The organism is Altererythrobacter rubellus (genome assembly GCF_030284385.1).
Classification (GTDB): domain Bacteria; phylum Pseudomonadota; class Alphaproteobacteria; order Sphingomonadales; family Sphingomonadaceae; genus Erythrobacter; species Erythrobacter rubellus.
The window spans coordinates 1069712-1088280 of the sequence record NZ_CP127221.1 but is presented as its reverse complement, the minus strand read 5'-3'; the positions used below and the strand labels follow the sequence as shown (position 1 = coordinate 1088280).

At 56.6% G+C, this 18569-nt stretch carries 19 protein-coding genes and 1 tRNA gene; 9 read left to right on the top strand and 11 right to left on the bottom strand.

The genetic code is table 11. The features are described from left to right. Positions 1-8: 8 nt before the first annotated feature. Positions 9-689 carry a TspO/MBR family protein gene (locus QQX03_RS05440; protein ID WP_349665855.1) on the bottom strand — a complete coding sequence of 227 codons (681 nt, stop codon included), beginning with the start codon at positions 687-689 and terminating at the stop codon, positions 9-11. Between the two features lie 133 nt (positions 690-822). On the opposite strand from QQX03_RS05440, the gene QQX03_RS05435 reads away from it, so the two are divergent. Together QQX03_RS05435 and QQX03_RS05430 are read left to right on the top strand one after the other, a co-directional pair. Continuing rightward, entirely contained in the window at positions 823-1032 is a 210-nt protein-coding gene (locus QQX03_RS05435) for a hypothetical protein (protein WP_285976846.1), read from the top strand. Between the two features lie 80 nt (positions 1033-1112). Then, positions 1113-1772, top strand: coding sequence for a DUF6969 family protein (locus QQX03_RS05430; RefSeq protein WP_285976845.1), 660 nt, complete (start codon positions 1113-1115; stop codon positions 1770-1772). A 4-nt stretch (positions 1773-1776) separates the two neighbouring features. On the opposite strand, the gene QQX03_RS05425 is transcribed toward QQX03_RS05430, so the two are convergent. After that, positions 1777-2514: a TlyA family RNA methyltransferase gene (locus QQX03_RS05425; RefSeq protein ID WP_285976844.1), complete on the bottom strand. Its 738-nt coding sequence runs from the start codon at positions 2512-2514 to the stop codon at positions 1777-1779. 15 nt (positions 2515-2529) lie between these two features. On the opposite strand from QQX03_RS05425, the gene QQX03_RS05420 reads away from it, so the two are divergent. The 4 genes from QQX03_RS05420 (at position 2530) to QQX03_RS05405 (ending at position 6168) form a co-directional block, all read left to right on the top strand. Beyond that, positions 2530-3087 (top strand): hypothetical protein, encoded by a 558-nt coding sequence (locus tag QQX03_RS05420; protein ID WP_285976843.1) that lies wholly within the window; start codon positions 2530-2532, stop codon positions 3085-3087. Between the two features lie 375 nt (positions 3088-3462). Beyond that, positions 3463-4545, top strand: a complete 1083-nt coding sequence (locus tag QQX03_RS05415) for a branched-chain amino acid aminotransferase (RefSeq protein WP_285976842.1) — start codon at positions 3463-3465, stop codon at positions 4543-4545. Positions 4546-4550: 5 nt separating this feature from the next. After that, a complete protein-coding gene (gene trhO, locus QQX03_RS05410; RefSeq protein ID WP_432762838.1) occupies positions 4551-5507 on the top strand; it encodes an oxygen-dependent tRNA uridine(34) hydroxylase TrhO in 957 nt (318 codons plus the stop codon). Continuing rightward, positions 5500-6168 carry a glutathione S-transferase gene (locus tag QQX03_RS05405; RefSeq protein WP_285976840.1) on the top strand — a complete coding sequence of 223 codons (669 nt, stop codon included), beginning with the start codon at positions 5500-5502 and terminating at the stop codon, positions 6166-6168. Before trhO ends, QQX03_RS05405 begins: the two co-directional genes overlap by 8 nt. Here the strand turns inward: QQX03_RS05405 and QQX03_RS05400 are convergent, their stop codons facing one another. Next, a complete protein-coding gene (locus tag QQX03_RS05400; protein ID WP_349665854.1) occupies positions 6169-6351 on the bottom strand; it encodes a LysR substrate-binding domain-containing protein in 183 nt (60 codons plus the stop codon). An 84-nt stretch (positions 6352-6435) separates the two neighbouring features. Beyond that, the gene (locus QQX03_RS05395; RefSeq protein ID WP_285976965.1) at positions 6436-8544 is read right to left on the bottom strand and encodes an NAD(+) synthase; all 2109 of its coding nucleotides are present in this window, start codon (positions 8542-8544) and stop codon (positions 6436-6438) included. Positions 8545-8942: 398 nt separating this feature from the next. Here QQX03_RS05395 and yghU point away from each other — a divergent pair, with 398 nt between their 5' ends. The 3 genes from yghU (at position 8943) to QQX03_RS05380 (ending at position 11418) form a co-directional block, all read left to right on the top strand. Then, a complete protein-coding gene (yghU, locus tag QQX03_RS05390) occupies positions 8943-9797 on the top strand; it encodes a glutathione-dependent disulfide-bond oxidoreductase (RefSeq protein ID WP_285976839.1) in 855 nt (284 codons plus the stop codon). 86 nt (positions 9798-9883) lie between these two features. Beyond that, the gene (locus QQX03_RS05385) at positions 9884-11263 is read left to right on the top strand and encodes an MFS transporter (RefSeq protein WP_285976838.1); all 1380 of its coding nucleotides are present in this window, start codon (positions 9884-9886) and stop codon (positions 11261-11263) included. Between the two features lie 80 nt (positions 11264-11343). After that, a tRNA-Gln gene (locus QQX03_RS05380) sits at positions 11344-11418 on the top strand. A 22-nt stretch (positions 11419-11440) separates the two neighbouring features. Here the strand turns inward: QQX03_RS05380 and QQX03_RS05375 are convergent. From QQX03_RS05375 to QQX03_RS05345, 7 genes are all read right to left on the bottom strand, one after another. Then, the gene (locus QQX03_RS05375) at positions 11441-12361 is read right to left on the bottom strand and encodes a glycoside hydrolase family 16 protein (protein ID WP_285976837.1); all 921 of its coding nucleotides are present in this window, start codon (positions 12359-12361) and stop codon (positions 11441-11443) included. Positions 12362-12530: 169 nt separating this feature from the next. Further along, a complete protein-coding gene (locus QQX03_RS05370; RefSeq protein WP_285976836.1) occupies positions 12531-13295 on the bottom strand; it encodes an SDR family NAD(P)-dependent oxidoreductase in 765 nt (254 codons plus the stop codon). Positions 13296-13435: 140 nt separating this feature from the next. Then, positions 13436-13996, bottom strand: a complete 561-nt coding sequence (locus QQX03_RS05365) for a class I SAM-dependent methyltransferase (protein ID WP_285976835.1) — start codon at positions 13994-13996, stop codon at positions 13436-13438. 95 nt (positions 13997-14091) lie between these two features. Continuing rightward, entirely contained in the window at positions 14092-14763 is a 672-nt protein-coding gene (locus QQX03_RS05360; RefSeq protein WP_285976834.1) for a retropepsin-like aspartic protease family protein, read from the bottom strand. A 46-nt stretch (positions 14764-14809) separates the two neighbouring features. Then, on the bottom strand, positions 14810-15796 hold the full coding sequence (egtD, locus tag QQX03_RS05355) for an L-histidine N(alpha)-methyltransferase (protein WP_285976833.1): 987 nt from the start codon (positions 15794-15796) through the stop codon (positions 14810-14812). Next, complete coding sequence (gene egtB / locus QQX03_RS05350; RefSeq protein ID WP_285976832.1) at positions 15796-17028, bottom strand: ergothioneine biosynthesis protein EgtB; 1233 nt, start codon at positions 17026-17028, stop codon at positions 15796-15798. The genes egtD and egtB overlap by 1 nt, the downstream gene beginning before the upstream one ends. A gap of 96 nt (positions 17029-17124) precedes the next feature. Continuing rightward, positions 17125-18498, bottom strand: coding sequence for a class II 3-deoxy-7-phosphoheptulonate synthase (locus QQX03_RS05345; RefSeq protein ID WP_285976831.1), 1374 nt, complete (start codon positions 18496-18498; stop codon positions 17125-17127). Between the last annotated feature and the right edge of the window lie 71 nt (positions 18499-18569).

Sequence of the window (18569 nt, the reverse complement as noted above, 5' to 3'; positions counted from 1 at the left end):
AGAAATTCCTACAACTGGATGCGCTGGGTTGCGTTGCTCGGGATCGATTGCCCACCGTCAGGATTTGCTTCGAGGAATTCGTAGTTGAGCAAGGTCGCAAAGCCAACCCATGCGAGATAGGGCAGCAGCAGCAAGGCCGCCAATTTGCGCACCTTCCAGAATGCAACAATGACAGCCAGCAGCGTCAGCAGCACGATTGCGATGACTATAAGCCCGCCTTCGATGTTCTGATTTCCGAAGAAAACCGGCGTCCACGCGAGATTGAACAGGAAATGCACTGCGAAAATTCCAATCGCGACCCCGCGCCCGCGTGCTCCCCAAGAGCTGCAAACCAGCGCCAATGCGATACCGATCATCACATAAAGGATCGACCAGACGATACCGAAAGCCGCGGGTGGCGGAAAAATGTCTGGCTTGACCAGGCTTTGAAACCACAAGGTATTCGGACTGCCTAACTGGCCAGCGACAAAGCCCAACAGAACAATCAATGGCACAGTGAAAAGCGCCCAGCGAAAGAAGCTGGCGCGCAATTGGCTGCGTGAGGCAATGACGTTCATGTGATCTCCCGGCAAAAGGTAGGGCGAATCGCCCATCTTGCGTCCTGCCACGCGATACACTTTGGGCAATTGCACGCCAAATGCTGTCTCAAACAGAGAAAAGGTCAAAAAAACCTCAACGGCGTGTCTCATAAAAGAAGTGGAAAAAGAATTTGAGCGAAAAGGAAATCTTCTGCTAAGCTCCCTGTTTCCGCGTCGTGCGATTGGGCGCATAGCGGCGTGGGGTCGTCATTTGGGGCGCCCAACCCACAAGGGGAATTTGGTAATGAGAAAGAATCTGGCATCGATGCTGGCAGTTGCAGGCGGCCTCGCTGTAGCTACTGCTGCATGTTCGGCTCCAGCTGAAGAAGCTCCTGCTGAAGAAGCAGCTGTTGAAGAAGCTGCAGCTGAAGGTTGCTGTGCAGCTGCTGAAGAAGGCTGCTGTGCAGCTGAAGGTTGCTGTGCCGCTGCTGAAGAAGAAGCAGCAGCTGAATAAGCTCTAGCTGTTCAAAACAGACAATTCGGCCGACGGTGACTGTGTTGCCGTCGGCCGTTTCGTTTTCTAGGCAAGCGAGTATGAACGCCACAGACGCCGCCTACACCGTCATCGAAACCGTTACGCAGATGGCGCAAGAACAGCGCCCGCTGATGCTGCGCGTGCTACCAGAGGGTGGCGAGAGCAACTTCTGGACACATTACCCGAAAGGCGATGCGCGCGATGCCAAAACCAAGTCGCGCTGGTACTACCATGTACACGCGCCGGGATCGCGAGATGAAGGCGAACACGGACATTTTCACCTGTTCCTGCACCGCACTCAGCTGCCAAAGGGTTTTGAGCCCACGGTCTGGCCGCCGCAGGGCGAAGATTGCAAAGCGCATGTTACGCATTTGGTAGGGCTGTCGATCGATACCATAGGCATCCCGCGTGCCTGGTTCACCGTAAACCGCTTTGTCACGAACGAGTTTCTCTTTCCGGCCGATGTGATGATCGAGCATCTGCCCGACTTCAATGTCGACCAGACGAAGGAGGACGATCTCGTCAATCGCTTCGTGACGGCCATGGTCGCGCTTTACCGCGAAGAAATTGCGGAGCTTCTGCGCCAGCGCGATCTCCGCCATGCCGAACTTGTCGTCGAGCATGGCGATAAGGCTTATGAGAAACAAAGCGGCGTCGAAGTGCTCTCACAGATCCCGATCGATCTGGATGCGAAAATCAGCAGTCTGGATTTGGAATAGACCGCTAAGTGCGCGTCGCGGAAACTAGGAACTCCACATTGCCTTGCGGGCCAGTGATCGGGCTTTCAACAATACCTTCGACATTCCAACCACCGCTTTCCAGCCAATCGCGCACTTCATCGCATACGCGCGCGTGCAAGGCGGGATCGCTGACCACGCCTTTCTTGCCTACTTCCTCGCGACCGACTTCAAACTGCGGCTTGATTAGCGCAACCAGCTGACATTTCGGTGCCGCCAGCTCCAAAGGCCGCTCAAGCACTTTGGCAAGTCCGATAAAACTCGCATCGCACACCACCCAATTGCTTGGACGGTCGATCATGTCTGGTGTCAGAATGCGCGCGCTGGTCTGCTCCAGCACGGTCACGCGCTCATCCTGGCGCAGCTTCCATGCGAGCTGGTTAGTGCCGCTATCGACTGCAAAGACATGCGCTGCCCCGCCCTGCAGCAGCACGTCGGTGAAGCCGCCGGTTGAACTGCCGATATCCATTGCGACCGCGCCCGATGGATCAAGCCCGAAGTGTTCGATCGCGTGGGCAAGCTTGATCCCGCCCCGACTGACCCATGGGTGATCGCGTCCGCGCACCTCAAGCGGCACGTCTTGGGCCAACTGCTGACCGGGCTTGACGATTTTGGTGTCCCCGCTGAAGACAAGCCCCGCCATCACCAGTGCTTGAGCGCGCGCGCGGCTCTCCGCGAGCCCGCGCTCGACAAGCATTTGATCGATCCGTTGTTTTTTGCTCATAGCGTTATCTTGGTCATGGACGAAACAGCCACTAGCGCGCAATATGCGCACATGAAACACATCTATTTGCAAATGGCCGCAGGGCTAGCGGCGACCTTTACGATCGGATCAAGCACCGCCTGCGCTCAGCAGCAGGAAAATGAAACGCCTCTGGTTCAAATCGAGATGGCAGATGATGGCAGCTGGAACGACCAGCCACAAACGCCCGGCACTTGGGTCTATGTTTCCGAACCGGGTGAGGCCTTTGCCTATTTTGGTGATCGCGCCATGCCGGATAACCGACATTTCATGATCCGCTGCGATAGACCAACGCGCCAAGTTTGGCTCGCTCGTTCCTCGGAACAGGTGGGCGATGTCTTGATGCGTGTAAGAACAGAGACACAAGACCAGCTGTTTACCGCACAGCCGGTTCCAATGACCGGCCTGATCGCGGTTGAGCTGGCAGCAAACAACCGCCTCCTTGATGCAATGGCCATTACCAAAGGGCGCTTCGCCGTCGAAGTCGAGGGCATGGAGCCGCTCTATCTTCCGGCATGGGCCGAAGTGACCCGCGTAATCGAGGATTGTAGGTAAATACTCTTAAGCAGAGCGCTCTTGGCGAAGGCGAACTATTCTGACGTGGGAAAACTAAAATTCAAGTCTTGTTTTCGTGATTCACATGAATCAGATTGACACCTGAGGCCAGCGGCGAACGCGGCTCTCGGCCCCCGGTGATGCGGTCTGGGTCTTGGCTTACAAGCGCGAAAGGAGGTGATCCGATGTCTCATGGTTCAGTAGAGAGGTCGGCAAGTTTCCGCATGAGGTACTATAGGTAAGTTCGGAACCTATAGAGACTTCGTGAGCGGCGCTTGCCGCCGCTGACCATGAAAGGGCGGTTCACCCCGACCGGCGGTGACCGCCCTTTTCATATCTTGCCCTCGTTCCTCCATCTCACTATTCGCAACTCCCATGTTGTTCGACTACATCACCCACCCTTCGCCAACGCCCGAAGCAGAACGCCTCGCGGCAATCGCTGACCCTGGCTTTGGAAAGTGTTTTTCCGACCACATGGTAGTGATCGATTATGACGAAGCGAAAGGCGGCTGGTTTTCCGCGGCGCTCGGGCCCCGCAAGCCGATCCCGCTCGATCCGGCGGCCAGCGTGCTGCACTACGCGCAGGAAATCTTCGAAGGCATGAAGGCCTATAAACTGGACGGCGGCACCATGGCCCTGTTCCGGCCCGAAGAAAACGCGCGGCGTTTTAATGCCTCAGCGCGGCGTATGGCGATGCCCGAACTGCCAGAGAAACTGTTCCTTGAGAGCATCCGCAAGCTGGTGGAGCAGGACAAGAGCTGGTTCCCGCCAGTCGAAGGCGGCTCGTTTTATCTGCGCCCCTTCATGTTCGCATCCGAAGCTTTCCTTGGTGTGCGCCCGGCCAAACAATACAAATTCGTTGTGATTATCAGCCCGTCCGGCAGTTACTTTAAACGCGGCCCTGCCCCGGTGAAAATCTGGGTCAGCCAGGATTATGTTCGCGCGGCCCCCGGCGGCACTGGCGCGGCCAAGACCGGCGGCAATTACGCTGCATCACTCGTGCCCCAAGCCGAAGCGATCGAGCAAGGCTGCGATCAGGTTGTGTTTCTCGATGCGGTCGAGCGCAAATGGATCGAAGAACTGGGCGGCATGAACCTGTTCTACGTGTTCGATGATGGCAGCGTGGTGACACCGCCGCTAACGGGAACAATCCTGCCCGGTATAACGCGTGACAGCCTGATCCAATTGATCCGCGAAGAGGGACTGGAACTGCGCGAAGAGCCCTACAGCATCGATCAATGGCGCGCGGATGCGGAAAGCGGCAAACTGCTGGAGACTATGGCTTGCGGCACCGCGGCTGTGGTGACGCCTGTCGGCACGGTTGCCAGCCATGATGGCGAGTTCACAATCGGCAGCGGCGGCCCCGGTCAGCTGACCATGAAGCTCCGCGAGAAGCTGGTCGCGATTCAACGCGGCGCAATGGAAGACACCCATGGCTGGGTGATGAAGCTGGATTGACCACAGTGGCGAATGCCCCCATCACCGTTGCCGCGCTATACCAGTTCACGCGTTTTGAGGAGACCGCGTCCTTGCGCGAGCCGCTGCTCGCCAAATGCGAGAAAGTGGGCACGATGGGCACGCTGTTGCTGGCCAAGGAAGGCATCAACGGTACCATCGCTGGCAGCGAGAACGCTATCGCACAAGTGCTTGGCCATATCCGCGCCATGCCCGGATGCGCAGAGCTGGACGTCAAGTTTTCGCATGCCGAGAGCATGCCGTTCAACCGCATGAAAGTGCGTCTAAAGCGCGAGATCGTGGCCATGGGAGAGCCCGACATCGACCCGCGCCAAAGCGTTGGCCGCTATGTCGCGCCCGAAGACTGGAACGAACTGATCAGCGATCCCGACACTATCGTGATCGATACGCGCAATGACTATGAAGTCGCGATTGGCACATTCGAAGGTGCGGTTGATCCGGAAACCGCGAGCTTCCGCGACTTTCCGCAATGGTTTCGCGAACACCGCGACGAGCTGCTGGAAGCCAAGAAGAAGGTCGCGATGTTCTGCACCGGCGGGATCCGCTGCGAGAAATCGACCAGTTTCCTGCGCAGCGAAGGCATCGACGATGTCTTTCACCTGAAAGGCGGCATCCTGAAATATCTCGAAACCGTGCCGCAGGACGAAAGCCTATGGCACGGTGAATGCTTCGTGTTCGATCAACGTGTGTCGGTAAAGCATGGGCTAGAGCTCGGCTCTTACGGGCAATGCTTTGCCTGCCGCATGCCGCTTTCTGACGAAGAAATGGCTTCACCCGCTTATGCGGAGGGGGTCAGCTGCCCGCATTGCATCGACGCGCGCAATGAAGAACAGCGCGCGCGTTATGCCGAGCGGCAAAAGCAGCAGAAACTGGCGCGCAAGCGGGGTGAAGAACATATCGGCAAGCGGCTGGAGCGAGACGCAAAAGAAACCGCCGATGACTGAGCATCCCCCGGTCCTCTATTCCTTTCGCCGGTGCCCTTATGCGATGCGCGCAAGGATGTCCCTGTGGAGCGCCAGAATCAGCGTGATCCTGCGCGAAGTGAAGCTTTCCGCCAAACCGCAAGCGCTGCGTGAAATTTCGCCCAAAGCGACAGTGCCGGTGCTGATATCAGCCGATGGCCCGCTGCTCGAAGAGAGTATCGATATCATGCGCTGGGCACTCGGCAAGAATGACCCGGAAGGATGGCTTGCCGGAGATGATCGCGAGCTGATCGAGCGCAATGACGGCCCGTTCAAGCGTCACCTGGACCGCTACAAATATCCCACGCGCTATCCCGATGAAGCGAACGGCGATGAAGAAACCTTCCGTTACGATCACCGTTCAGGCGGCTTGGCCATTCTGACCGATCTCGACACACGATTGGGTGGTCAGAAATACCTCTGCGGCGACACGCGTACGCTAGCCGATATCGCGCTGTTTCCCTTTGTCCGGCAATTCGCCAACACCGACCGCGACTGGTTTGACTTACAAGGCCTGCCGCATTTGCAGCAATGGCTGGAACAGCACCTCGCCTCGGACCTGTTCAAGTCGATCATGCCGAAATTCGTGCCCTGGAAGGCCGGTGACGACCGGATCCTTTTCGGGCCCGATCAAGCCACATAACTAGTCCGGACACTGTGCCAAGGCATCGCGCATGGCATCGATCACCCAGCTGGTCGCCGGGCCTGGACGCGCATCTCGCCGCCAGGTCGCGCTCAGCGTATAGTGCGCACCGGGTTTCTCCGGCAGGTCGAGTTCGACCAGCGTGCCCTCACGCAAATCTTCGGCAACCTGATGACGCGGCATGTTCATGGTCGCCGCGTTTGGACCGGGCCGTTTCAGTCTGGATCGCGGATAAAGGACCAAGGCCCTTCGGCTCGCATACTAGGGTTATCGGGCGTCGGGGAGCTTCTCGCTCTCCGGCACTTTATCGCGCAATTCCTTCAGCCAGACATCGGCCACCGCATCGCTTGGCGCGCGCCAATCACCACGCGGTGAAAGAGCGCCACCCGCGCTCACCTTGGGGCCGTTGGGAATGGCGCTGCGTTTGAACTGGCTGAACGCAAAGAAACGCTTGATGAATTTCTCAAGCCACTCGCGAATGGTCGCCAGATCATATTCGTTCTTCTTTGCTTCAGGAAATTCAGCCGGCCACAGCCCAGCCTTGGCATCCTTCCACGCATGCCAGGCAAGGAAGGCAATCTTGCTGGGCCGCTGCCCCCAGCGGATGGTGTGATGCAGGAAAAAGTCATTCAGTTCATAGGGGCCAATGATGCTTTCCGTGCTCTGGATCTCACCGCCCTCGCCCGGCGGCACTAGTTCAGGCGAAATCTCCGTATCGAGGATAGACAGCAAAACTTCATCGGTTGTCGGATCGAACTGCTCGGTGCTGACAGCCCATCGTATCAGATACTGGATCAAGGTCTTCGGCACGCCCGAATTGACGGCGTAATGGCTCATCTGGTCGCCAACGCCATAGGTGCACCAGCCAAGCGCGAGCTCTGACAGATCGCCCGTCCCGATCACAAAGCCCGAATGGTGCCCCGCCAACCGGAACAGGTAATCGGTGCGCAGCCCGGCTTGGACATTCTCGAACGTCACGTCGTGGACCGGCTCCCCGTCAGCGAAGGGGTGCTGCATGTCTTCGAGCATCCGCGTCGCTGCCGGCCGGATATCGATCTCTTCCGCTGTGATCCCCAGCGCCTTCATCAGCTTCCATGCGTTCGACTTGGTGTGATCAGAGGTTGCAAATCCGGGCATGGTGTAGCCACGGATAAAGCTGCGCGGCAGACCCAGCCGATCACAACATTTAGCGGCAACAATCAGCGCGTGGGTGGAATCAAGACCACCCGATATGCCGATCACCATGCTCTTGGCATGGGTCGCCTCCAACCGCCGCATAAGGCCATCGACCTGAATGTTGAAAGCTTCGTAGCAATCTTCATCAAGTTTGTGCTGGCGATTGGGCACAAAGGGGAACCGCCGGACCGGGCGCACCAGACCGCGATCACCATCGCTGGGCGCGAATGCGAAACTGATTGTGCGAAAACTGTCCTCTGGGCGCCCTGCCGCCTCAGCGGCGTCGTTGAACGTCTGCATCCGTGCACGCTCTGCAAGAATACGTTCGCAATCCACATCCGCGATGCACAGCTCTGCATTGAGGCTGAAACGTTCGCTTTCTGCCAACAGGTCGCCCAATTCGTAGATCATCCCCTGCCCGTCCCACGCGAGATCCGTGGTGCTTTCGCCATACCCGCTGGCGCAATAGAGATAGGCCGCGACCGCGCGCGAACTTTGCGCCCTTGCCAACAGATGGCGCTCATCCGACTTGCCGATGGTGATGTTGCTGGCAGAGAGGTTAGCGAGCACGGTTGCACCTGCCAGCGCCCCTTGCGTCGATGGCGGCGTTGGCGCCCAGTAATCCTCGCAAATTTCGACATGCAGCATGAACCCGGACAAGTTCGATGCCGCAAAAATCAGGTCAACACCGAAAGGCACGGCCTGCCCCGCCACGGCGATCTCCATCCCCCTGATCTCTCGCCCATGCGCAAACCACCGCTTCTCGTAATATTCGCGATAGTTGGGCAGGAAGCTTTTCGGCACAACGCCCAGCAATTGCCCGCGCGCGACAACCGCTGCACAGTTATAGACACGTCCATTGTGCCGCAGCGGCGCGCCGATCAGCAGCACAGGATCAATGTCGGCACTCGCGGCGACAATGCGAGCAACACCAGCTTCCGCTGCATCCAGCAAAGCGGACTGCAAATGCAGATCATCGATTGCATAGGATGACACGCAAAGCTCTGGGTAAACGACAAGATCGACCCTCGCCTCGTGCGCGCGTTCGGCCTCGGCCAGAATTCCATCTACGTTGTAATCAATGTCCGCAGTGCGCGTTTTCGGCGTACTCGTCGCGACACGAACCATCCCGTGCTGGTGCAGGTCGAAGAAGGGGTGATCGCCAGTATCCCGATCTGATTGATCATTTCTTGATACCATTAGGGAATTGTCAGTATCCTGCTCGGGAGCTGGCTCAAGCCAGTCTTCGGGTGAACATATGCCCAGATCGGCCAAGCGTCTTTGGACCGGTGGACGGGCAACTTTCCCCTTGGATTCCCAGCCATAAACAGTCCTGCTTGGCCAGGGATCGCCAAACCGAATGCCAAATTCCTCCGCTGACAGCGGCGGCTTGTACGCGTCACGCCAGGTGCGAATCTTGTATCCAGCCAAATGCATATCGAATTTAGTATCCTTTTGTGATACATTTGGCAAGTTTCGCTACTGCTCTGGAAAGCAATTGGCGACGGACGCTTGGGGACATGCGCCTTGCACTCGTAGCGTCGATGCCCCAACTCTCGAGTTCAGAGAGAGCTTCAAGAGACAGGACACCAAGAAATATGGCCGATCCCACCTACACCCCACCCAAAGTATGGTCAGCAGATACCGAAAGCGGCGGCCGCTTTGCCAGCATCAACCGCCCCACTTCCGGCGCGCGCGAAGAGAAGGACTTGCCGGTCGGCGATAACCCCTTCCAGCTCTACTCGCTCGCTACGCCGAACGGCGTGAAAGTCACCATCATGCTGGAAGAATTGCTCGAGTTGGGCCACAAAGGCGCGGAATACGATGCCTACACGGTCAACATCAGCCAGGGCGAACAATTCACGAGCGGGTTCGTGGCTCTCAACCCCAACTCGAAAATCCCAACAATGGAAGATCGCAGCGGTGACAAGCCATTTCGCGTTTTTGAATCGGCCGCAATCCTGATCCATCTGGCCGAGAAATTCGGCGAATTCCTGCCAACCGATCCCGCCGCTCGCGCTGAAACGCTGAGTTGGGTGGCATGGCAAGTCGGCACAGGCCCGTTCATCGGCGGCGGCTTCGGACACTTCTATGCTTATGCGCCGGAGAAATATGAGTACCCGATCAATCGCTATGCGATGGAGACAAAGCGCATCTTTGATGTCGCGGACAAGCGCCTGGCGGAAAGCCGCTTCCTGGCAGGTGACGAATACACCATCGCAGACATGGCCAACCTCCCTTGGCTCGCGCCTTTCACCACGGGCGATATCTACAACGATGCCAAGACCTTCCTCTCGATCGACGAGTATAAAAACGTTGGCCGCTGGGTGAAGGAAATTTCTGCACGCCCCGCAGTGAAGCGTGGCCGCATCGTCAACAAAACCTGGGGCGAAGAGAACCAGCAACTTCGTGAACGCCACTCGGCAGCGGATTTTGAAGGCAAGGATATTTGATCCGGGATATTTGACGTAGTCAGTGCGTTAGGGTTTCGTGGCACAGGGTTTTTGCCTGGGCCGCCAAGCCGTTATTGGAGTGCTGATTGGACCACGTCCCGCCTGAGCGCATCAAGCTGAAAGAGAAGCTGGGCTACGGCGTGGGAGACCTTGCCTCCGGGCTCTATCTCAATTTTTTCGGCTTTTTCCTGTTCTATTTTCTGGTCGATCTGAACGGTCTGGCGCCTGCCGCGATCAGCTTGATGTTGCTCCTGACCAAGCTGGTCGACGCGGTGACTGACCCGATGATGGGCGCAATTTCCGACCGCACGCGCAGCCGCTGGGGCCGATACCGGCCATACATGCTGTTTGGAGCGGTGCCGTTTGGCTTTTTTGGCGTATTGGTGTTTGCAGCGCCAGATTTGAGCCCAACCGGCCTGCTGATCTGGGCCTATGTCACCTACACGCTCGCGATGCTGGTCTACACCTTCGTGAACGTGCCCTACGGCGGTCTGCTGGGTGTGATATCTCCCAGCGCCGAACAACGTGGCAGCGTTACCGCATACCGTATGTTCTTCTCGGCAATGTCGGGGATCTTGATTGGTGTTCTTGGAACTACGCTGGTGCGCGAACTGGGTGGCGGAGACGAGGCAAGCGGCATTATGTGGACAATGGCGTGCATTGCAGGCGTTTCATTCTTTTGCCTCTTGGCAACGTTCTTCACCACCAAAGAACGGATCGAGCCGAACCAGGAAAACGGATCTATTCTGGGTGATTGCAAGGAACTGGTCGTGACCGGCCCGTGGATCGCGGTGGCAATAGCCGCGATCTTGGGCGTCACAGCAATTGCCGCCCGACAAGCCAGCGCGCTGTTCTTTTTCGAGTATGTTGCAGGCGACGATGGCTCGCCGGTCCTCGCGTTTCTTGATCGCCCCGCGCTTTTCCTGACTGCTTTGGCGATAGGTCAGATTACAGGCGTGATCTTCGCCAATTTCCTGCAGCGGCGGTTTGAAAAATCGCATCTCGTGATCTTTGCCGGGGCACTAAAAGCTTCGACGATCATGCTGTTCCACTCCATGCCGCTGGACGCTGTATGGCTGCAAACATTTGCACAATTTGGAGTTGGGATCGGCTTCGGCATGCTGATGGTTCTGGCCTACGCGATGTTCACGGATATCGCGGAATATGTCGACTGGCGTTCGCGTAAGCAGATGACAGCTCTGGTGGTCGCCGCATCAATCTTCGCTGTGAAGACCGGCGTTGCATTTGGTCTCGCTCTACCCGGTCTAATCATCAGTATGACCGGCTTTGTCGCGGGGGAGCAGCAATCCGAAAGCGCCATAATGGGAATCAACCTCGCTTTCGCGATTATCCCGGCGATTGTTCTGGTTCCTGGCGGGATCGCGATGCTGTTTTACAACATCGATCGACGCACTTTGGCGGCAATAGAAAGCGAATTGGCTCAGCGCCGCGCGAGGCCTGCATAGACACTCAGACAAAGGCCTGCATAAAACAGCGCGTTTGCACTTCACATCCGCGCACAAGCCGTTATAGACCGCCCCTCTGCTGGGGTGTAGCCAAGTGGTAAGGCACTGGTTTTTGGTACCGGCATGCGCAGGTTCGAATCCTGCCACCCCAGCCAACCTAATCAAAAATATTTTTGATCATTCCCAAATGCGGACCCAGTCTACTTCCATACTGATTTCATTAGCCTTAATTGCCTCTACTGTGGCCGCAGGCAAGCCAGGATAAGGTGAATTCACTCCATTAACGCCTTGAGGATAATTTCCTCCCAGAGCAAAATTCAAAATTAAATGTTGAGCTCTATCAAATCTCCATTCACCTCGCTCCTCAACCTCCGCTCTTGTAACTCTAAAAAATTCTTCTTCGTCTACAAAAAATCTTACATCTTCAGTACGCCGCTCGACCGTATATATATGCCAATCAGATACTTCTGCACCGTCTTCAAAATTATTTCGCGCCCCAATGCTCTCTCCGCCAGAATATCCAGGGCCATGCAAAGCCGAACTCGTCCACGCCTTTTCACCAACATATTCCATGATATCGGTTTCGCCAGAATTAGGCCAACTACCATATCCGAGAAGCCAAAACGCGGGCCAAACTCCTTGGGCATCAGGCATCCGAATTCGAGCTGAAACCTTTGCATACGTAACATCAAGTTTGTTGCGAGAGTTAATACGGCCAGAAACAAAATCCACTATACGACCAGTTGGTGTTGGATAACCCTCGCGCCATTCAGGTTTGAGAACCAACACTGCATCATCTTCAGAACCTGTTGCAGCTTCAAAGAATATTGTGTCCGAAGAGTCTATATAGGCTTGCTGTTCGTTATTTACCCAAAAATCCGGCCCGACAACATTCCATATACTTCTATCCAGTGAGCCATTCGCAAACTGATCTTCAAAAACCAAGGTATCAAAGGAAGCAGGAGAAGACACGGGTGGCGATGGTGGCAGAACACCCCCTCCTCCAACCGTATTTGGTGGCATTTGTTGCCCTTCGTCTCCACAAGAAACTAAAGTCGAGACCAAGACAATTGTAATGATGTTTGTAAGAATTTTCATACTGATGATTGAATTTACTACGGTTAATTTACCCTTCCCAAAATCCTCATTAAATTGAACGAAATATTAATAGCGTATTGAATAGATATGAAAATTTAGAAAACATTTGGCCCTGATTGATAACATTCAGTAGGCTTTTAACGCCGACCAAGGGTCAGTAGACCGAGTGCTATACCGTTCCAGCAACACAAAGGCATTGACCCGTGACCCACTCTCCTGATCCCCCGACAAGGTATAGCACACAAGCTGCAATATCACGCGGTGTCCCAAGCCTTCCAGCCGGAAGATTAAGCTGTTCAAGCAGAGGCCCGAAATCTGCGTCTGTCATGTCGAGTGCCTTCTTCACTGTATCTGTCGGCACAAACCCGGGCAAGATCGCGTTGATACGAATCTTTTGTGGCCCCAACTCCAGAGCAAGTGTTTTGGTGAGCATATTCACGCCGGCCTTGGCCGCGCTATAATGCCCGCTTCCGGGAAACGGATCGCGCCCCGCCATCGATGACGTGTTCACAATCGAGCCGCCGTCTTTCATGTGTTTGGCCGCCGCACGTACGCCCCAGAAAACCGACGTCAGATTGACGGCCAGTGTCTTGTCCCATTCTGCCGGATCAAGCTCAGTCAGAGGTGCGGAAACCAGCGATCCACCGGCATTGTTAATCCAGATATCTAGCCGCCCGAATTCATCGACCGCGCGCTGAGCCAGCGCTTCCATATCTTCCGCGCTCGATACATCGGTCTTTTGCGCGACCGCACGCCCGCCGGAATTGCTTTCATTGATCAGCTTGGCGGTATGTTCGATCTGGTCGGTAGAGCGCGCCGCGCAAACCACATCAGCGCCAGCATCTGCCAGCAGCGTGGCGATACCTTCTCCAATGCCGCGGCCTGCTCCCGTAACAACGGCAACCTTTCCAGTAAGATCAAACAGTTCTTTCATGCGCGCTCTCCTACGATCATCGCGGTAAGGGCTAGCTGGGCATAGAGATACGATCCACTAGTGAAATGTCGGTCGATCAGTGAGGGTGGGCGGCTGGCCAAAAGCGAGGTACTTGGGGGGCTGACCAGCCGCCCGGATCGCTACGCAAGCTTGCGCGCGATTTGAAAGTAGGTGCGATTGTCGCCCTGATTGAATTCTTCCAGACTGGCAAATCCACGGTCTGCGATCTCGCTGCGCAATTCTTCCACGAACAGGAACTGGACTTTGGGTATCAGGCCCAATGCTGCGCCGACCGGAGCAATCATGCCGAACCAGCGCATACTATCACCAAGGCACGCTGTGCTGGTGATCAGCAAGCCGCCAGGTTTGAGAAGCCGGTGCGCCTTGTCCAGCGCAGCGCGGGGATTCTCCAGCAAATGCAGTAGGCTTAGCATCAATACAGCATCATAGCTGCCATCAGCGGCCTCAAAACTTTCGATTGAGGTAGCCCTGAATGTCACATTGTCGACGTTAGCTTCCGCCGCATTTATCTTCGCGAATTCCAGCATCTTCTCTGAAACATCGACTGCCGTGACGTGGGAAACGTGGCGTGCATGGGCATTGGCGTAAACTCCGAGTCCCGCGGCGATGGTGAACCCGGCGTTGAACGCGCCGCCCCGTTTATGCCTGGATTTGCTTACCAGCTCTGGCTTGTCTCGCACCGCGAACTGAAGACAAGCCGCCGCATCCGACTGGTATTCGACTTCCTTGCAGAACGGATTTCCGCCCTGCCACAGCCTCTGCCTCCCTTGCCTGGCTAGCGCTGATCAGATTCGGGCTGCGGATTATTAGGCACCAAAATCATATTGTTGCCCTCAACGCGCCATGACGCGAGCCGCGATAGCAAATTCATCCCGACAACATTAGTCTGACCAAGAGACGGCGCGATTACTACGTCGAGCCCGCGGGCGGCCACACTGCCAAAGCGCATTTCGTCAATGGTAGACAGTTCAGCTGAGACTGGGCCGTTGGCGGTGTTGATGGTAACGGGCAATCCGCCAGGTCGTGGTTTGATCGCTGCGCGATCCGCCAGATCCTGAGAAATGGCCGTTAGCGTAGCGCCCGTATCGACGAGGAAATTTGCCGGCACACCGTTAATCTGTGCGCGCAGCCAGAAATGCCCGTCAGGTGCCATGGGGATGCGGGTTTCGCCGCCTTCAACGATCTGTTCGGGCAAGCCAAACTGCGGAACAGCTATCTCCAGACGTGAATCGAAGCGCGACAATTGCAACACAACGACCAGCAGAACGCCGCCCAATACAACCGTGCTGGCGCGCCGAACCATCAGCCCCAGTGGCACTTTCCGGCGAACCATTAGCGATCCGATCGCGCTTACGGCGATTGCCGCGACCACCATCAACAGCAATCCCGAACGCGGGATCGCGGAAATGGTCATCGCCAGATATTCCCAGAGGGCCTTGATCGACATCACCGGAATATAGGAAGCTAATGGGCGCAGGTCCATCTGCTGCCAACTAGGGTGCGCTGCGCGGGATCGACGCGTCGGCCAACACGAGCGAGAAGCGTTCCTTGCTATCAAGCCATCGATGAGTTGGTGTCCACCCACCTGCCAACAGCAATGTGTTCCCCGTACGTCGGCTGAATTTGTGGCTGTTTTCAGTGTGCAAACTCTCGCCTTGAGCCAGTGCAAATGGCTGGCCTGACACGCTGAAGCTAATGTCTTTCTGCGCGACCAAGTGCATCTCGATCCGCGCAAAGTCATCATTCCAGCGCGCTTCATGCCGCAAGAATTCAAGCGGAATGTCGCCATCGAGCTCACGATTAATCCGACGGACAAGGTTGTAATTGAATTCAGCGGTTACACCCGCCGCATCATCATAGGCGGCAATCAGGACATCGGGATCCTTGATCAGGTCCATACCGATCAAGAGCTTTGAGCCCTCGCCCAGCGTTTCGCGCACTGTCCGCAGCAGATCCACTGCAGTACGCGCGACCATATTGCCGATGGTGGAACCCGGGAAAAAACCAAGTTTGGGCATGTCCGAAACTGCATCAGGCAGTGCGACCTTGCGCATGAAATCCGCCTCGACCGGATAGACTGGAAGGCCGGGAAACTTGGCTGCGAGCTCAGCGGACGAAGCGCGCAGGAAGTCACCAGAGATATCAAGCGGTACATAGGCCGCAGGCGCAATAGCAGACAGCAACACCGGAGTTTTAACGGAACTGCCAGAGCCGAATTCGACCACTGCCCTGCCCGGACCGATCAATTCCGCGAATTCACCGCCGCGCGTTTTCAGAATATCGGTCTCCGCGCGTGTCGGATAATATTCGGGCAGCTGCGTGATTTCCTCAAACAATTGTGAACCGGCATCGTCATATAGCCAGCGTGCCGGGATCGCCTTGGGGACTTGCTTCAGCCCTGCCAAAACGTCCTGCCTGAACGCGCGGTCCACGCCATCTTCGTCAAGATTGATCAGCCTCATGCCTTCAGACGCGTTCATCAAAAGTCCTTTGCCAAGCGCAGGCCAGTGAATTGCCAACGCTGATGCGGGTAGAAGAAATTGCGATAAGAGGAACGCGAGTGCCCGCGCACCGTAGCGCAGCTGGCACCTTTCAACACAAACTGGCCGCTCATGAATTTGCCGTTGTATTCGCCCACTGCGCCCGGCGCGGGCTTGAAGCGGGGGTACGGCAAGTAGGCCGAGCGGGTGAATTGCCAGCAATCGCCGAACAGACTGTCGCCGCCAGTGGGTTGCACCCCGCTTGCATCATCCAGCTGGTTACCTGCCGCAGAGTCTTGTGCCTGTCCCATAGCTTCCCATTCGAACTCGGTCGGCAATCGGTTACCAGCCCAGCTGGCAAAGGCATCAGCTTCGAAATAGGAGATATGCGTGACCGGCGCGTCGGGATCGCGATCCTGCCATCCGTTCAGAGTGAATTGCTCGCCTTCGCGCCAATAAAGCGGCGCAGAGATGCGATCGCCTCGAACCCAGGCCCAACCATCAGACAGCCAAAGCGAAGGATTGGTGTAACCGCCATCCGAAATGAACTCCGCCCATTCGCGATTGATCACAAGCCGTTTTGACAGTGCAAAGGGTTCCAGCAAGACCCGATGGCATGGCCCTTCATTGTCGAACGCAAAGCCACTGCCTTCGTACCCAATCATTGCGATACCGCCAGGATGTTCGTGCCAGCCTTCTTTCGCTGATCCCGATTCTGGTAAAGCGCCGTCAAACATCGCTGGGCCGAGCGGGTTCTGGAACAGCGCATGCTTGATATCTGTCAGCAGCAATTCCTGGTGCTGCTGTTCATGCGCGATACCCAGTTCAATCAGATCGCTGTGCGCCGGATCATCAAGCAAACGCTCCATCGCAGCGTCAACATGTGATCGCCATTCGAGGATTTGCTCCAAAGTCGGGCGCGACAGCATCCCGCGCGAGAAACGGGCAATCCGTTCGCCCTCTGCTTCGTAGTAGGAGTTGAACAGGAATGGATACTGCTCGTTGAACAGCTGATACCCGCGCGCATGACCGCGCAGCAGGAATGTTTCCCAGAACCATGTCGTGTGGGCCAGATGCCACTTCGCTGGCGAAGCATCTTCCATCGACTGGATCGTGGCGTCGGCATCGCTGAGCGGCGCAACCAACGCTTTGCTCAAACGCCGTGTTGCGCGAAATCTATCGGCTAGCCCAGCCGCCCGATCAACAACAGCGCTGGCAAGCGATTCAGGCACGTTACTTCTCCCGCGTCAGCTTGTGCTGGCAAGATCATGCCCGAAAGGCGTTACAATTGAAAGGCATGCCCAGCGACTGAAGGTGGCAAACGCTGGTCAGGCCGCGTTGGCCTGTTGCTCGTTCACTTGCTGGTTGAGCATCTCCGCGATCAGGAATGCCAGCTCTAGCGACTGCGCCGCATTCAAACGCGGATCGCAATGGGTGTGATAGCGATCGCCTAGCGCCTCATCTGTAATCGCCACTGCCCCACCGACACATTCGGTTACATCCTGCCCGGTCATCTCGATATGGATGCCGCCCGGATGAGTCCCTTCCGAATGATGCACATTGAAGAAGCCCTTCACTTCCGAGAGGATGCGATCAAACGGACGGGTTTTGTAGCCGCTGTCCGACTTGATCACATTGCCGTGCATCGGATCACAGCTCCAAACCACCGGATGCCCTTCGCGTTTCACCGCGCGCACGAGTTTGGGCAGCCCCTCTTCGACCTTGTCATGGCCAAAGCGGCTGATCAGCGTGATCCGGCCCGCTTCTCGCGATGGATTGAGCACGTCGAGCAGTTCAAGCAGAGCGTCCGGTTCGAGCGACGGTCCGCACTTCATACCCAACGGATTGCCGATGCCGCGCGCAAATTCAATGTGCGCGCTGCCCGGGAAGCGTGTTCGATCGCCGATCCAGACCATATGCGCGCTGGTGGCGTACCAATCTCCAGTCAGAGAATCTTGGCGCGTCAGAGCTTGCTCGTATGGCAGCAGCAGCGCTTCGTGGCTGGTATAAAAGCTTGTGCCCTGCAATTGCGGGACAGTTGCCGGATCAACGCCGCAAGCTTCCATGAAATCGAGCGCGTCGCCAATCTTGTCAGCGGTTTCCGCGAACTTTTCCGCCCAGGGCGTGCGCCCCATGAAATCGAGCGTCCACTGGTGCACCTGACGCAGGTTGGCATAGCCGCCACCGGCAAACGCGCGCAGCAGATTGAGCGTCGCGGCCGCTTGTGAATAGGCCTTTACCATCCGCGCCGGGTCATTGCGGCGCTGCACCGGATCGAAATCGATCCCGTTGATGTTGTCACCGAAATAACTCGGCAATGTCAGGTCGCCTTGCGTTTCCGTTGCGGAACTGCGCGGCTTGGCAAACTGACCAGCCATGCGGCCGACCTTCACCACTGGCCGCTTGCTGGCGAAAGTCATCACAACCGCCATCTGCAAAAGCACGCGGAAAGTGTCGCGGATATTGTTCGGGTGGAATTCGGCAAAGCTTTCCGCGCAGTCACCGCCCTGCAACAGGAATGCATGGCCGTTGGCCACGTCTGCCAGATCCGCCTTCAGCGCACGTGCTTCGCCGGCAAAGACTAGCGGCGGATAGACGGACAGCGTCGCTTCCGCCTCGGCTAGTTCAGCTGCGTCTTCGTAATGCGGCAAATGCCGCGCTTCATGGGCTTTCCAGCCGTCGGGTTTCCAGTTGTGCGCCACTGTCACATTCTCATTCCATTAAAATTCAGTCAGAGCGTTAACACGCCCGGACTAAGAAGCACAAAGCACAA